This window comes from Pseudomonas sp. R1-43-08, assembly GCF_003852255.1.
GTDB lineage: Bacteria > Pseudomonadota > Gammaproteobacteria > Pseudomonadales > Pseudomonadaceae > Aquipseudomonas.
In genome coordinates this window covers 125280-140883 of the sequence record NZ_CP027734.1, presented here as the reverse complement: position 1 = coordinate 140883, position 15604 = coordinate 125280, and the positions used below count along the sequence as shown (strand labels likewise).

The following is a 15604-nucleotide window of genomic DNA, read 5'->3' as shown; positions in this document are numbered from 1 at the left end:
TTTCGAGGGGTTCTTATGTTTTACGTGCAACGTGATGCGCAGGGCGCGTTGAGTCGCGTAGAGGCCACCGCCTTTGCCGAATCCACCGAAACGCTGCCGCCGGATCACCATGAGATCCAGGCGTGGTATGCCAACGAAGTGGTGGAAACCAGCCTGGCCCAGCTCAAACAGAGTGACCTGGAGATGATCCGGGTACTGGACGACTTGATCCAGGTGCTCACCCGCAAGGGCGTCATCAGCGTGACCGACCTGCCGCCTGCGGCTCAGGCCAAATTGATGGACCGTAACCAGGCGCGGGAAGCGTTGGGTGGGTTGAGCCAGTTGATCAATGATGATGAGAAAGGGCTCATCTGAGCCCTGAAGCCGCACCGAAATGTGGGAGGGGGCTTGCTCCCGATAGTGGTGTGTCAGTCACCGAAGATATTGACTGATTGACTGCTATCGGGAGCAAGCCCCCTCCCACATTGGATCTGCGTTATTTCCAGGGCGCGGGCTCGCCGAACAGCTGGCCCTGCACCCCAAAAATCCCCATCTCACGAATCACCTTCAGCTCACCTTCGGTCTCCACACGTTCGGCAATCAACGGCAGATCGATGCTGTGGGCCGCGCGCTGGATGGCTTCGATAAACAGGCGCTTGTCGCTTTCCTGGTCGATATCGCGGATATAGCTGCCGTCGATTTTCAAGTAGGCCAAGCCCAGGCGGGCCAGGTTGCCGATCATGCTGAATCGCCCACCGAAACGCTGAAGGCTCAGGGAAAAGCCCAACTCGCGCAGGCGCTGGGTCATCTGTTCCAGCACAAGCTGTTCCGGCAGTTGCTCTTCACCGATCTCCAGGGTGAGGCGCGAGCCCAGGTTGCTGTGCTGGCGCAGCAGGTCATAAATGCGTTGCAGTGCCTGAGGATCCTGCAAGGTTGCGGCTGAGAGGTTCAGCGCCAGGTTGTGGCTGTGGCCGGTCATCTGTTTGAGCACCTGCTCCAGCATCATGCGGTCCAGGCGGGCTGACCAGCCGAAACGCTCGAGCCACGGCAGGAAACGCCCGGCGGGTAGGGTATGGCCGTCAAAGTCCTGCAAGCGCGACAGCACTTTGTAGTGCAAGACCAATTGCGGGTCCTGGCTGGCCACGACCGGCTGGAAGTACAACTCGAAACGCTGTTGGGTCAGCGCCTGGTCCAACAGTGTGTGCCAGGCATGGTGATCGTCACCGACGCTGGCGGCGGCACTGTGGTCGAGGCACGCCCAGGTGCTGTCACCCTGCCCTTCGGCTTGAGCCAAAGCTTGGTCGGCGAGGGTCAGCAGCGCCTGCGGCGCATCGCCATGGTTGAACGGTGCCAGGCCGATGTAGGCCACGGGCGTAACATCGCTGGCGCCGGTGGCCTGCAGGCTGAGCAACGTGCTCTCAAGGTTCTGCGCCAATTGCAGCGCTTCTTCACGCGTGAGCCCAGGCGCCAGCACGGCGAATTCGCCGCCTCGGATACGGGTCACGAGGTTATGGGTTTCCGGGTACGGCTCGCACTGGCGCAGCAGTTGTTCGCCGACCGCTTGCAGCAGTTGGTCGGTACGCTGGCCGCCCAGGCGCTGGTTCAGGCCGGCCAGGTCCTTGACGCGCAACACCAGCAAGTAGCCGGAGTTGGTTTCTTCGGGGTTGCTGACGCGGGCGTTGAGCTGCATCTCGAAATAGCGGCGGTTGGCCAGGCCGGTGAGGTTGTCCTGATAGGATTCAGTGCGCAACTTTTCGCTGCGCTCGGCCTGCTCCTGGAACAGCGCTTTGAGCTTTTCCACCATTTGGTTCATGGCCTGCACCACCCGGCGCAACTCCGGCGTGCGCGGCAGGTCAGGCAGGCTGAGAAATTCCCGACGGGCGATCGCGTGGGACTGCTTGACCATATAGTCCAACGGCTTTAATTGCCGGCGCAGCAACAGCCCGCCGAGCACCACGCTGACCGCACCGCACAGCAGCAACCAGCCAAGGCTGCCCAGGGCGCTCTGCCAGAGTTTGGCCAGGGCGAACATCGGATGGCTGACCACCTCGACTCGCGCCGCCTGCTCCCAACCACGGCTCACCAGCGCATCACCACCGGCCGGCTCCAGGCCGATCAATTTTACAAACCAATGAGGCACGCCATTGTTGTCGGGTATGCCGCTGCGCTCAACGATGGTTTGGTCCGTGGCCAGGTCCACCACACGGATGCTGGCGTAGTAACCGCTGTCGAAGATCGAGCTGACCAGCAACTCCACCATGGCCGGGTCATCGATATTGGGGGTCAGCGACAGCGCCAGTGCCGTCGCGGCATCCTGCGCATGGGAGCGCAATTGGTTGACGTATTGCGTGCGCGAACTTTCCAGGCTGACCATGAAGCTGCCGCTGAAGGCGACCACCAGGAACAGACAGATTGCGATCAACAGCTGTTTGAACAAAGACATCCGATCAGTTACTCCTAGTTGGCAGGCTCGGCTGGAAAGCCTTCCGCACGCATTTTTCTCAACACATCCTGCCAGCGCGACAAGCGTTTGGTATCGCCGACTTTCTTGTTGCCCTTGGCGCCGGGCAGGTACAGCCCCTCGGCGTTGAATGAATACACCGGGATCAAATCGGTACGGCGGGTTGCCGGCAGAATGTCGTCCATCAGGCTGTCGAGCACCAACGGGATCGCGTCGGGGGTCGAATAATAGGTCAGGACCATGTGCGCGCGATTCTGACGCAAGGCCTTGACGTAGGTAATGCGCAATTTGTCGCTGGACACGCCCAGGTGACGCAAACTGAAATACTTGGCGATGGCGTAGTCTTCACAGTCACCGGCGCCCTTCCAGAGCGCTTCGATGGGTGTCTCCCAATAGTCGACTGCGTGCCAGAGATCGATGTCTTCCACGTAGGTCATTTGTTTGTTGAAGAACACGTTGACGACCTTGAGCTGGTCTTGCTCGCTGACCTGTTTTTCGGTGCTCAGCAGCCGCTGCCACGCGTCAATACGTTGCTGGCCCTCGCCCAACGGCCCGTACAAGGCGCTGGCCTTGCGGCTGATCTGCGAGAAATCCCAATCGGCATGCAGCCCGCCAAGCATCACGCCGGCCAATAAGATCGCTGATAAGAGCCAGCAAAAAACTCGATAGGGAATAAAACTTACCGCCAAGGCGTTCAGTCCATGAAGAGAGACGGAATTTCAAGGGATGGTGAAGCTTCGTCTCACAAAAAACAATGGCACAGTGCGATCATTCATCGGTAGAGCGAGTTTATAACCGCCTCCTGTGGGACGTACAAAATACACGCTGTGGGCCCTTACAAACGGAAACTCTGGCTGTTTGACAAGTGCCTGGCCCATCTCTAGTGTTCATTGGATCCAATAAACACACTTTATTACTCAAGAAAGGAGGGTAGCGTAACCGTGACGCAGAAGCCGAACCCTTTAAGCAGTATCAAGGTCAGCGGACCTATTCCTGCTCATCTTGCCCGCGCCGTTATTGAAGAAACGTTGCGTAACGCCATTCTCGATGGTCGATTGCCCTGTGGCACTGCTATGCGCCAGCAAGAACTCGCCAGCCTGTTCGGCGTCAGCCGTATGCCGGTGCGCGAAGCTTTGCGCCAGTTGGAGGCACAATCCCTGCTGCATGTGGTGACCCACAAAGGCGCTGTGGTTGCGCCCTTGATCGAGGACAATTCGGCGGAGACCTATGCCCTGCGCATGCTGTTGGAGTCCGAAGCCTTGCGCTTGTCGATCCCATTGCTCACGGGGTCGGACATCGCCGAGGCAGAGGCCTGTATCACTGCGCTGGAATGCGAGAAAGACTACAGCGAGATCGGTCGCCTCAATCGCCTGTTTCACATGATCCTGTATGGCAAGGCGCCTAACCATCGCCTGCTCAAATTGGTGGAGCATGGGCTGAATGAAGAGGAGCGGTTTCTGCGCTTCAACCTCGAGGCGATGGGACTGGGCGAGACGTCACAGGAGGATCACCGCGAACTGCTCAACCTGGTGGTGCAGAAGAAAATCGACGAAAGCATCCTGACACTGCGTAATCACTTGATGCGAGGCATGGAGGTCATCAATAGATACCTCAATAGCCTCGAAACTGCGAATAGAACAGCCACGTCATAAGGCGCTCGTACCTCTCTTGAGCCTGAGCATCGCGGGGTACCGTCCCTTATCAGGAAGCGTCCCGCGTTGATAACACTGTGAACAAACCGGCAAGCCTTAATCAAATCGGCGTTATATAAGGAAATTTCTCACACTTCAAACAACTATTTCTCCGGGAAGTTTTTGTTCGAAAAAACATTTAATACATTTATAAGCTCATCCAAACGTTTAATCAGCTTAGTATCAGCGACTCACCCAAAAACCTTGCAATCGCTGCCCGCGTATTGAGCCAGCGCTCCTCGCGTGGGCGCGCCGTAACGCTAATCTTCCAACTAACAACTACAAAATCCATCACTGCAACTAGAGCAGTCGCAACAACTTCATAGGCGTCAACCATGCATCATCATTCGCTCGAACAAAAGAAACTTAAACTGTACAGTCACCCGTTATTTGCTGAAATAACTTCTCTTGGCAAATTACAACACTTTATGGAAAGCCATGTATTTGCGGTTTGGGACTTCATGACCCTGACCAAACGCCTGCAACAAGATCTTACGTGCACCCAAATACCCTGGCTCCCGCCAGCCAATCCGCAGGCCGCGCGCCTGATCAATGAAATCGTGCTGGGCGAGGAGTCGGACGAACATCCGACGCGGGGCCATTGCAGTCACTTTGAGCTGTACCTGGAAGCCATGGCGGAGGTGGGCGCCAATACCCGTGTCATCGCACGTTTCATTGACCTGCAACACCAGGGTGTAGAGGTCAGCGCAGCGCTGCGAATGATCGGTGCGCCCCCCGGTGTGCCGCGCTTTGTCGACAGCACATGGCAGATCGCACTCAGCGCCCCCACCCACTGCGTCGCGGCGGCCTTCCTGCATGGTCGTGAAGGCGTCATTGCATCCATGTTCGAGCGCCTTCTGTGCAGCAGCCCCTTGATTGCTCGTCAGGCACCCATCTTGTGTCACTACCTCAACCGTCATATCGAGTTGGATAGCCAGGAGCACGGCCCGGCGGCGGAGCAGGTGCTCCAGCATTTGATCGGCGCAGACCCGACTCGCCAGCGACAAGCCGATAGCGCTGCCTTCGGTGCCCTGGAAAGCCGCATGACCTTCTGGGACGACGTACACGCCTCGATGCATGAGGTACACCCATGAGCGCCACCGGCTATCACTCCTTTGCCGAAGACTGGGAGCGGCGCGCAACCATCCGCACTCGCCCGCGCCGCATGTTGGAAAACGACGGCAAACTGATCTATCCCCTGAGCCGCCAACCCCTTGTACTGAGTGCGACCTTTCTCGAGCGCTGCTCGCAATGCCGCGACTTTGTGCTGGCGCAAAGCTTTTATCGATTCATCCATGACATCGTGGTTTTCGAAACCGAGATCGTCGATAAGCTTGCCCGCCGTATTGCCAAGAATCGCTTCTCGCTGCCCCTCCCCCTCGCCTGCCGCTACGATGCAATGACCGTCGTGGTGGATGAGGATTACCACGCATTGGTGGCACTGGACTTCCTGCAGCAAGCCGTGGCGTTGACCGGTATCGAGCCCCTGGACCTGCCGGGGCAGATTGAACTGAGCCGCGCCTTGCCGGCCGCGCAGGCGCAGGCACCGGAGCACCTGCGCGATGCCGTCGAGTTGATTGTCGTGGCCATCGCCGAAAACACCGTCACCCATGATGTGGCGGCCTTTTCCAAGGACGACAGTATCAAGTCGTCCGTACGCGGCTTGATGGCCGATCACCTGTTCGATGAAGGGCGCCACGCACAGTTCTGGACACAGTTGGTGCGTATCTACTGGCAGTCGGCAAGCGCGCAAGACCGCGACAGCATTGCCGGCGTGCTCCCGACTTTTCTGGCCCATTACCTGACCAACGACATACAGAAAGGCTTCGACCTGCAGTTGATCGAACACCTGGATGTCAGTACCGATATTCGTTTGGCGCTGCAGGATGAAATCGTTGCGTTGGATTTTCCTATCACCCGCCAGCACCCGTTGATGGGCAACATCATGAGCTTCCTGCACCACAGCGGCGTGCTGCACACCCCTAGCGTGGCACGCGCGCTGGACGACTACCTGCCCGCGGCGGGGAGGCTGGCATGAGGCGCTTGACGATTGAATGGGGCGGTACCAGTGAAGCACTGGGGGCCCTCAAGCAGGTGCTGGAACAATACGGGCACATCGCGGGGGCGGGGTCGGTCGACCTGGTGATTGAGGACGGCAGCCAGTCACCGTCAGCCTTATCCACCGATGCGCCGTGGATGAGCCTGCGCCTGGGCATCGGCCCCGTGTCCGAAACTGGGTTACCCGCACTTCAGTTTCGCTGCTATGACCGTGATCGGCGCCTGTTGGCCGTGCACGACGTCGCCGAAGAGCCCAGCGGCAACGGCCAGCGCCTGCGTCGTCGTGCGGCGCACGCTCTGGTGGAGTGGGTAGCGTCATTGGTCAGCGAATTCTCGAGAGACCCTGGTTATTTCTGTGCAACGGCCAACCCGGGCACCTTGCCCGAACAGGGCTTGCGAGGACTGGAGTCACTGGCGTTCATGCATCGATTCAACCGTACAGCCGATCCGGCACTGCTGCGGGCGGCACAGGCGCCCATGATCGAACGGTTGCAGGCCAGCCTGAATGCCTTCGCCGATCGTACAGCGCTGAATATTGCGGGGCGCAGGGTGACTTATCGCCAGCTTCAGGAAAAAGCCGTGGCGATTCAGCAACACCTGCTGCCCCTGTTGGAGGGCATTGAAACACCGGTGGTGGGTGTGTGCCTGGAAAAATCTACCGAGCTTTACGCAAGTATTCTGGCGGTGCTGGGCTGTGGCGCGGTGTATTTGCCGCTGTCTCCGGACCATCCGGTAAAACGCCAGCACAGCATGCTGACAAGCGCAAGTGCAGGTGTATTACTGGAAAATGGCCTGCACCCGTTGCGGGATAAGTTCGTTTCACTTGATGTCAGTACGCTCACCCCACACGGCATCGACTCCACACAGCCGCTGATGCGCCATCGTCCCCACGCCGATGCGCCGTGCATGGCGCTTTTCACCTCTGGCACCACGGGGCAACCCAAGGGTGTGCTGCTCAGCCAACATAATCTGGCGCATTTCACGGCCTGGCTCGGTACCTGTGTGGCGCTGGACGATAAGAGTCGCGTTCTGCAATTTTCGCCGCTGAGCTTTGACTCGTCACTGATCGATATTTTCCCCGCCTTGATCGCGGGCGCAGCGTTGATTGTCCCCAGCGCAGAACAACGTCACGATCCCCGGCAATTGGTCGAGCTGATTCGCCTGCAACGCGTCACCCATGCTTTCTTGCCACCGGCACTGCTCGGCATCTTGCCGCTGGACCAGCCGCTGGGCCTAGCCCACTTGCTCACCGGCGGCGACTTTTGCGAACCCTACGTGATCGAGCGAATGGCCGGCCAATGCCAGTTTCACAACCTCTATGGCCCCACCGAAGCCACGGTACTGGCAACCCATCGAACGTTTCGGCTCGGTGATAGCAATCGCAATATCGGCTTGCCCATCGCCAACAGCCAGGTCTTGATCCTGGACAAGCACCTGCAACCGGTGGACGAGCAGGTGATGGGCGATCTGTACCTCGCAGGACCGGGCGTGAGCCTGGGCTATATGAACGGACCACCGCAGGCCGACTCCCCGTTCATCAAACTGACGTTGCCTGACGGGCAATGGCTGCGGGCTTACCGCAGCGGCGACCTGGCGAAATGGACGCAAGACGGTATCGAGTTGGGCGGCCGACGGGATGACCAGGTCAAGATCCGCGGTTTTCGGGTCGAACCTCAGGAGATCGAGCACTGCCTGCGCAGCAGTCGGTTGTTTCGCCAAGTGGCAGTGGTGATTGATCAGACGCATAGAATCATCGGCTTTGCGGCCCAGCCCGAACCCGGCGCCACGCTGGCCAGCCTGAAGGAGCACGCACGGCAGTGGCTGCCTGAGCATATGCAACCTGTCGCCTGGAGCGAGCTGCCGAGCCTGCCCGCTTCGAGCAACGGCAAGATCGATCGCAAGGCGTTGCGGGAAACGCCGATTACCCGCGCCCAGGAGATGACGCGTTGCAGCACGCTCACGCCAGTCCAGGCGCAGTTGGTAGACCTGTGGGGGGAGTTGTTAGGGTTGCCTGCCGGTGACGTGTCGATCGACGACAGCTTTTTCAACCTGGGCGGCCATTCGATCCTGCTGTCCACCTTGTTGCTGCGCCTGCGCGAGCAGTTTGGCCGCAGCCTCTCCTTGAGCCAATTTTTTGAAGCGCCGACGATTCGTACGCTGGCCTTGCAGATGGAGGGCGCAGCGCTGCCGAATACATCGTTCAGCCAGATGGAAAAAGATGCGTCCCGAGCCTTGGCGCTTGAGGTGCTGCCCGAGGCCCGCGCCGGGGATCCACGCAAGGTGATTGTCACGGGGGCGAACAGCTTCGTCGGCGTGCATATCGTCCAGGCCTTGCTGGCGGGCGGGGCGCAGGAAGTAGCGTGCCTGGTCCGGGCGCTTCCAGGCCAGTCGGCGGCGGACCGATTCTCTCAGGCGTTGCGCGAATACCGCCTGGAACAGCTGGACCTGAGCCGAGTGCAGGTCTATGCCGCCGACCTGCGCCAACCCCGCCTGGGTCTGTCTGCAGAGGCGTACGACCACCTCGCCCGCAATCATGGTGTGCTGGTGCACAATGCGGCGCAGGTCAACCATGTGATGGACTACATAGCACTGGCCAACGACAACGTCGAACCGATGTTTGAATGCCTGCGCCTTTGCGAGACCCACTGTAAGAAAGTTTTCAATTTCATTTCAACGCTGTCGGCCTGCAGTCGCCTCGACACTGATGGGTATGTGCTCGAAGCACCCGCAAGCCGCGCGTTGCCACTCTATGTAAAAAACGGCTACAACCTCTCGAAGTGGGTGGCCGAGCGGTTGTTGGGGCGTGCAGTCGAGCAAGGGGCCTGGGTGAATATTCATCGGCCCGGGAATATCAGTTTCAACAGCCGCAACGGTGTCTGCCAACCCCATAAAAATCGATTGATGTTGATGCTCAAGGGGTCGCTGCAGTTGGGCAGGGTTCCTCGAATGGAGGGCAATTTCGACCTGATGCCGGTGGACTTCCTGGCGCGCTTCATCGCGTTTCACAGCGCGCGTTTTGTCCCTGGGCGAAACGTCTTCAACCTGCACAATCCTCAGCCTTTGAGCTGGGACCAGTACCTTGATGCATTCAGCCAGGCCGGACACACCTTCGAACGGATAAGCCTTCAACATTGGCAAAGGGCGTTGCGCACAGTGCGCCACGACAATGCGTTGTTCGGCGTACTGGGCTTTTACCTTGATGGGTTGGGTGAAGACATCGGCGACACGTCGATGATCCATTACAGCAACGCGCAGTGGGGCCTGGAACAAATGGGCACACAGTATCCGCCAAAGAGCCCCGCACTGTTACGCAAGGGCTGTGACTACCTCAGGGCCATCGGCTTTCTCTGAGCGGCTTTGGGCCCGCATTGAAGTTGCTCGGCTGTATCGGAGCGAGGCCTCGCTCCGATACAGCGAGGATCAGATCTTGAAGCTGTCGACCAATTGCTTCAATCGACTGGCCTGCTGGGACAGCGCGTCGCAGTCTTTGAGCGTCTCGTTGAGATTGGCCACGCCTTGCTGGTTCAGCAGGTTGATCTGGTTGATGTCGACATTGAGGGTTTCAACCACCGCCGTTTGCTCCTCGGTGGCAGCGGCGACCGATTGGTTCATGCCGTCAATCTCAACGATTCGCTGTGTCACGCTGACCAGACGCTCGCCGGCCTGGTTAGCCACTTCAACGCTTTCTTCGCTGGAGACCTGGCTGGCGTTCATGGTGGTCACGGCTTCACGCGAACCCACTTGCAGCGAAGTGATCATTTTGTGGATCTCTTCTGCCGATTCCTGGGTACGGTGAGCCAGGTTACGCACTTCATCCGCCACCACGGCAAACCCACGCCCTGCTTCGCCGGCACGGGCAGCTTCGATTGCCGCGTTAAGCGCAAGTAAGTTGGTCTGCTGGGAGATGCCCTTGATCACATCGAGAATGTGTCCGATGTTGTCGGTGCTGGCGTTAAGGGTTTCGATCTGGGTACAGGACAGGCTGATTTTCTGCGACAGTTCCGACATCGCCTGGATGGTTTGCTCGACCACTTTGCGCCCATCATCAGCTTGCTCACTGGCACCGCTGGCATGCTGCGAGGCATCAGCGGCGTTACGTGCGATTTCCTGGGTAGCGGCACCCAGCTCGTTGATAGCGGCAGCCACGCTGTTGGTACGTGCACTTTGTTCATCGGAGCCGATGATCGACGCGTTGGACGACGCCATTACGCGCTGGGACAGGTCATGCACCTGGCGGGTGGCCGAGGACACTTCGGAAATCGAGGCGTGGATCCGCTCGACAAACTGATTGAATGCGCTACCGACTTCGCCGAACTCATCTTTGCTGGTCACGTCGAGGCGGCGGGTCAGATCACCCTCGCCTTGGGCAATGTCCTGCATGGCAACGCCCATGGTGGTCAGCGGACGCAACAACACCTGAATCAGCACACTCAACAGTACGGCAATCGCCACCACGGCGATGAGCATTGCGATCAACGCTGAAGTGCGAAATTTACCCAGTGCGGCATAGGCTTTATCTTTGTCGATAGACAGACCGATGTACCAGTCAGCCCCCGGCAACCCGTTGATTGGTGTAAAGGATAGGATTCGGTCTTGTCCATTGAGGACAACCTCTTGGTTAACCTTCTCGATGCGCACCTGGGTGCCCGGGTAGATATCCTTGAGGTTTTTCATCACCTGGTCTTGGTCAGGACTGACGATGACCTGACCATCACCACTGACCAGGAATGCATGGCCAATACCGCCAAAATCCACCGAGTTGATGATCTTTACCAAGGTTTGCAGGCTCAAGTCGCCACCCACAACGCCCAACAACTCTCCGTTCTTCTTCACCGGCATGGCGATCGTCACGATCTGGCCGCCTACAGCCGCCATATAAGGCGGGGTAAGCATGGTTTTGTCGGCTGCTACGGCTTGCTTGTACCAAGGGCGCTGACGTGGGTCATAGCCTTCGGGCATCTTCGCGTCGGGGCGCTGAGTGAACACTCCATTGATTTGGCCAACGTAGGTGAACTGGAAGTTGGAGGTGAGCGCCGGTTGATCGACCAAGCCGGGAAGGTCGGCGGCGCTGCCTTGATGGGCAACGTTTTGTGCCAGGCTCTCGAGAACCAGGATGCGGCCGCTGAGCCAGTTCTGCACACTGCTGGCGGTAAGCTCTCCGGATTGCTGGATGGAGGACGCCAGGTTCTGCCTGATCGTGTTGCGCTGCAGGTAATCGTTGTAAAACGTGAATAGCGCGAAGGCCAGAACCACGACGCCTGACGCAGCCAGCAGAATTTTATGACTGAACTTGAGATTCATTTCATCGACTTCTTTTGCCAAAGGGGGGTGAGCGTGCCGAGTGGAACATTCCATGTATCGCGATAGGCGGACTCTGCGACCGCTCTATTTCGGTGCACGCATGGCTCGTCAGGCTTTCGGCCAGAAATCGATAAAACTTAGAGATTTGTGTGAATCTTCCGCTTTTAGCGTAAGAGAACGACAGGCGGTATGAGCACAGTCGACTATCAGCCACTTAGAGCCCTAAACGACAAAACCCCTGTCTGCGTAAGCAGACAGGGGTTTCGGAATTCAATCTTGACGATGACCTACTCTCACATGGGGAAACCCCACACTACCATCGGCGATGCATCGTTTCACTGCTGAGTTCGGGATGGGATCAGGTGGTTCCAATGCTCTATGGTCGTCAAGAAATTCTGTGTACCAGATCGTTGCGCTAGCAACGTGCTGGTGAAATTCATGGACTTCTACATAAACAAAACCCCTGTTTGCGTACGCAAACAGGGGTTCTGGAATTTAATCTTGACGATGACCTACTCTCACATGGGGAAACCCCACACTACCATCGGCGATGCATCGTTTCACTACTGAGTTCGGGATGGGATCAGGTGGTTCCAATGCTCTATGGTCGTCAAGAAATTCGGGTACTGAGTCGTGACCATGTGGCCTCGCTTCAGCAAATTGGGTATGCGATAGGTTTCGGTGTTTTGTGAGCATCGAACTTTCGGTTCATTGCGTCTTCACACACCGCAATCTGGCCTCTTTCGTCTTTCAACTAGGAGCAACAAATTGCTTGGGTGTTATATGGTCAAGCCTCACGGGCAATTAGTATTGGTTAGCTCAACGCCTCACAGCGCTTACACACCCAACCTATCAACGTCGTAGTCTTCGACGGCCCTTCAGGGGACTCAAGGTCCCAGTGAGATCTCATCTTGAGGCTAGTTTCCCGCTTAGATGCTTTCAGCGGTTATCTATTCCGAACATAGCTACCCGGCAATGCCACTGGCGTGACAACCGGAACACCAGAGGTTCGTCCACTCCGGTCCTCTCGTACTAGGAGCAGCCCCTCTCAAATCTCAAACGTCCACGGCAGATAGGGACCGAACTGTCTCACGACGTTCTAAACCCAGCTCGCGTACCACTTTAAATGGCGAACAGCCATACCCTTGGGACCGGCTTCAGCCCCAGGATGTGATGAGCCGACATCGAGGTGCCAAACACCGCCGTCGATATGAACTCTTGGGCGGTATCAGCCTGTTATCCCCGGAGTACCTTTTATCCGTTGAGCGATGGCCCTTCCATACAGAACCACCGGATCACTAAGACCTACTTTCGTACCTGCTCGACGTGTCTGTCTCGCAGTCAAGCGCGCTTTTGCCTTTATACTCTACGACCGATTTCCGACCGGTCTGAGCGCACCTTCGTACTCCTCCGTTACTCTTTAGGAGGAGACCGCCCCAGTCAAACTACCCACCATACACTGTCCTCGATCCGGATAACGGACCTGAGTTAGAACCTCAAAGTTGCCAGGGTGGTATTTCAAGGTTGGCTCCACGCGAACTGGCGTCCACGCTTCAAAGCCTCCCACCTATCCTACACAAGCAAATTCAAAGTCCAGTGCAAAGCTATAGTAAAGGTTCACGGGGTCTTTCCGTCTAGCCGCGGATACACTGCATCTTCACAGCGATTTCAATTTCACTGAGTCTCGGGTGGAGACAGCGCCGCCATCGTTACGCCATTCGTGCAGGTCGGAACTTACCCGACAAGGAATTTCGCTACCTTAGGACCGTTATAGTTACGGCCGCCGTTTACCGGGGCTTCGATCAAGAGCTTCGCGTTAGCTAACCCCATCAATTAACCTTCCGGCACCGGGCAGGCGTCACACCCTATACGTCCACTTTCGTGTTTGCAGAGTGCTGTGTTTTTAATAAACAGTCGCAGCGGCCTGGTATCTTCGACCGGCATGAGCTTACGGAGCAAGTCCTTCACCCTCACCGGCGCACCTTCTCCCGAAGTTACGGTGCCATTTTGCCTAGTTCCTTCACCCGAGTTCTCTCAAGCGCCTTGGTATTCTCTACCCAACCACCTGTGTCGGTTTGGGGTACGGTTCCTGGTTACCTGAAGCTTAGAAGCTTTTCTTGGAAGCATGGCATCAACCACTTCGTCGTCTAAAAGACAACTCGTCATCAGCTCTCGGCCTTAGAATCCCGGATTTACCTAAGATTCCAGCCTACCACCTTAAACTTGGACAACCAACGCCAAGCTGGCCTAGCCTTCTCCGTCCCTCCATCGCAATAACCAGAAGTACAGGAATATTAACCTGTTTTCCATCGACTACGCTTTTCAGCCTCGCCTTAGGGACCGACTAACCCTGCGTCGATTAACGTTGCGCAGGAAACCTTGGTCTTTCGGCGTGGGTGTTTTTCACACCCATTGTCGTTACTCATGTCAGCATTCGCACTTCTGATACCTCCAGCAAGCTTCTCAACTCACCTTCACAGGCTTACAGAACGCTCCTCTACCGCATCACTTGCGTGATACCCGTAGCTTCGGTGTATGGTTTGAGCCCCGTTACATCTTCCGCGCAGGCCGACTCGACTAGTGAGCTATTACGCTTTCTTTAAAGGGTGGCTGCTTCTAAGCCAACCTCCTAGCTGTCTAAGCCTTCCCACATCGTTTCCCACTTAACCATAACTTTGGGACCTTAGCTGACGGTCTGGGTTGTTTCCCTTTTCACGACGGACGTTAGCACCCGCCGTGTGTCTCCCATGCTCGGCACTTGTAGGTATTCGGAGTTTGCATCGGTTTGGTAAGTCGGGATGACCCCCTAGCCGAAACAGTGCTCTACCCCCTACAGTGATACATGAGGCGCTACCTAAATAGCTTTCGAGGAGAACCAGCTATCTCCGAGCTTGATTAGCCTTTCACTCCGATCCACAGGTCATCCGCTAACTTTTCAACGGTAGTCGGTTCGGTCCTCCAGTTAGTGTTACCCAACCTTCAACCTGCCCATGGATAGATCGCCCGGTTTCGGGTCTATTCCCAGCGACTAGACGCCCTATTAAGACTCGCTTTCGCTACGCCTCCCCTATTCGGTTAAGCTCGCCACTGAAAATAAGTCGCTGACCCATTATACAAAAGGTACGCAGTCACCCAACAAAGTGGGCTCCCACTGCTTGTACGCATACGGTTTCAGGATCTATTTCACTCCCCTCTCCGGGGTTCTTTTCGCCTTTCCCTCACGGTACTAGTTCACTATCGGTCAGTCAGTAGTATTTAGCCTTGGAGGATGGTCCCCCCATATTCAGACAAAGTTTCTCGTGCTCCGTCCTACTCGATTTCATGACTAAGAGATTTTCGCGTACAGGGCTATCACCCACTATGGCCGCACTTTCCAGAGCGTTCCGCTAATCTCAAAGCCACTTAAGGGCTAGTCCCCGTTCGCTCGCCACTACTAAGGGAATCTCGGTTGATTTCTTTTCCTCAGGGTACTTAGATGTTTCAGTTCCCCTGGTTCGCTCCATACACCTATGTATTCAGTGTAAGGTAACCATCTTATGATGGCTGGGTTCCCCCATTCAGACATCTCCGGATCAAAGTCTGTTTGCCGACTCCCCGAAGCTTTTCGCAGGCTACCACGTCTTTCATCGCCTCTGACTGCCAAGGCATCCACCGTATGCGCTTCTTCACTTGACCATATAACCCCAAGCAATCTGGTTATACTGTGAAGACAACATTCGCCGAAAATTCGATCATACTCAATTAAGAGCGACTCACAAATTTTACCTTAGCCTGAGCCGTTACCAGTGAAAGTAACGTCCAGTCTATCTTTCTATCACATACCCAAATTTTTAAAGAACGAACTAGTCAAAGACTAGAAATCAACATTCACCATCACAACGATGGAATGCTCATTTCTAAGCTTTCTACAAACAGAAGCAGTAGTGGTGGAGCCAAACGGGATCGAACCGTTGACCTCCTGCGTGCAAGGCAGGCGCTCTCCCAGCTGAGCTATGGCCCCGTATTTCTACAGGCGTTTCCCACACAAAATTGGTGGGTCTGGGCAGATTCGAACTGCCGACCTCACCCTTATCAGGGGTGCGCTCTAACCAACTGAGCTACAGACCCAATTTCG

General features: G+C 56.6%; 8 protein-coding genes, 2 tRNA genes and 3 rRNA genes. 5 read left to right on the top strand and 8 right to left on the bottom strand.

All coding sequences use genetic code 11. The annotated features are described in order from the left end of the window. Positions 1-15: 15 nt before the first annotated feature. Positions 16-354: a tryptophan synthase subunit beta gene (locus C4J87_RS00650; RefSeq protein WP_124365321.1), complete on the top strand. Its 339-nt coding sequence runs from the start codon at positions 16-18 to the stop codon at positions 352-354. A 121-nt stretch (positions 355-475) separates the two neighbouring features. Here the strand turns inward: C4J87_RS00650 and lapD are convergent, their stop codons facing one another. Then, a complete protein-coding gene (lapD, locus tag C4J87_RS00645) occupies positions 476-2422 on the bottom strand; it encodes a cyclic di-GMP receptor LapD (RefSeq protein ID WP_124365320.1) in 1947 nt (648 codons plus the stop codon). A gap of 14 nt (positions 2423-2436) precedes the next feature. Further along, positions 2437-3129, bottom strand: a complete 693-nt coding sequence (gene lapG, locus C4J87_RS00640; RefSeq protein WP_124365319.1) for a cysteine protease LapG — start codon at positions 3127-3129, stop codon at positions 2437-2439. A 252-nt stretch (positions 3130-3381) separates the two neighbouring features. On the opposite strand from lapG, the gene C4J87_RS00635 reads away from it, so the two are divergent. The 4 genes from C4J87_RS00635 (at position 3382) to C4J87_RS00620 (ending at position 9540) form a co-directional block, all read left to right on the top strand. After that, positions 3382-4092: a GntR family transcriptional regulator gene (locus tag C4J87_RS00635; RefSeq protein WP_124365318.1), complete on the top strand. Its 711-nt coding sequence runs from the start codon at positions 3382-3384 to the stop codon at positions 4090-4092. 374 nt (positions 4093-4466) lie between these two features. Next, complete coding sequence (locus tag C4J87_RS00630) at positions 4467-5225, top strand: DUF3050 domain-containing protein (protein ID WP_124365317.1); 759 nt, start codon at positions 4467-4469, stop codon at positions 5223-5225. Continuing rightward, entirely contained in the window at positions 5222-6169 is a 948-nt protein-coding gene (locus C4J87_RS00625; RefSeq protein ID WP_124365316.1) for a diiron oxygenase, read from the top strand. The genes C4J87_RS00630 and C4J87_RS00625 overlap by 4 nt, the downstream gene beginning before the upstream one ends. After that, the gene (locus C4J87_RS00620; RefSeq protein WP_124365315.1) at positions 6166-9540 is read left to right on the top strand and encodes an amino acid adenylation domain-containing protein; all 3375 of its coding nucleotides are present in this window, start codon (positions 6166-6168) and stop codon (positions 9538-9540) included. The genes C4J87_RS00625 and C4J87_RS00620 overlap by 4 nt, the downstream gene beginning before the upstream one ends. A gap of 69 nt (positions 9541-9609) precedes the next feature. On the opposite strand, the gene C4J87_RS00615 is transcribed toward C4J87_RS00620, so the two are convergent. The 6 genes from C4J87_RS00615 to C4J87_RS00590 form a co-directional block, all read right to left on the bottom strand. After that, a complete protein-coding gene (locus C4J87_RS00615; protein WP_124360674.1) occupies positions 9610-11490 on the bottom strand; it encodes a methyl-accepting chemotaxis protein in 1881 nt (626 codons plus the stop codon). Between the two features lie 274 nt (positions 11491-11764). Then, positions 11765-11880 (bottom strand): 5S ribosomal RNA (gene rrf / locus C4J87_RS00610). Between the two features lie 109 nt (positions 11881-11989). Beyond that, a 5S ribosomal RNA gene (gene rrf / locus C4J87_RS00605) occupies positions 11990-12105 on the bottom strand. A 168-nt stretch (positions 12106-12273) separates the two neighbouring features. Continuing rightward, positions 12274-15165, bottom strand: a 23S ribosomal RNA gene (locus C4J87_RS00600). A 249-nt stretch (positions 15166-15414) separates the two neighbouring features. Further along, positions 15415-15490: transfer RNA gene (locus C4J87_RS00595), tRNA-Ala, on the bottom strand. A 30-nt stretch (positions 15491-15520) separates the two neighbouring features. After that, positions 15521-15597, bottom strand: a tRNA-Ile gene (locus C4J87_RS00590). Positions 15598-15604: the final 7 nt, after the last annotated feature.

Excerpts from the sequence above, each read along its gene's own strand:
- C4J87_RS00650 (WP_124365321.1), top strand. The coding sequence starts at position 16 with ATGTTTTACGTGCAACGTGATGCGCAGGGCGCGTTGAGTCGCGTAGAG.
- lapD (WP_124365320.1), bottom strand. The coding sequence starts at position 2,422 with ATGTCTTTGTTCAAACAGCTGTTGATCGCAATCTGTCTGTTCCTGGTG.
- C4J87_RS00630 (WP_124365317.1), top strand. The coding sequence starts at position 4,467 with ATGCATCATCATTCGCTCGAACAAAAGAAACTTAAACTGTACAGTCAC.
- C4J87_RS00625 (WP_124365316.1), top strand. The coding sequence starts at position 5,222 with ATGAGCGCCACCGGCTATCACTCCTTTGCCGAAGACTGGGAGCGGCGC.
- C4J87_RS00620 (WP_124365315.1), top strand. The coding sequence starts at position 6,166 with ATGAGGCGCTTGACGATTGAATGGGGCGGTACCAGTGAAGCACTGGGG.
- C4J87_RS00615 (WP_124360674.1), bottom strand. The coding sequence starts at position 11,490 with ATGAATCTCAAGTTCAGTCATAAAATTCTGCTGGCTGCGTCAGGCGTC.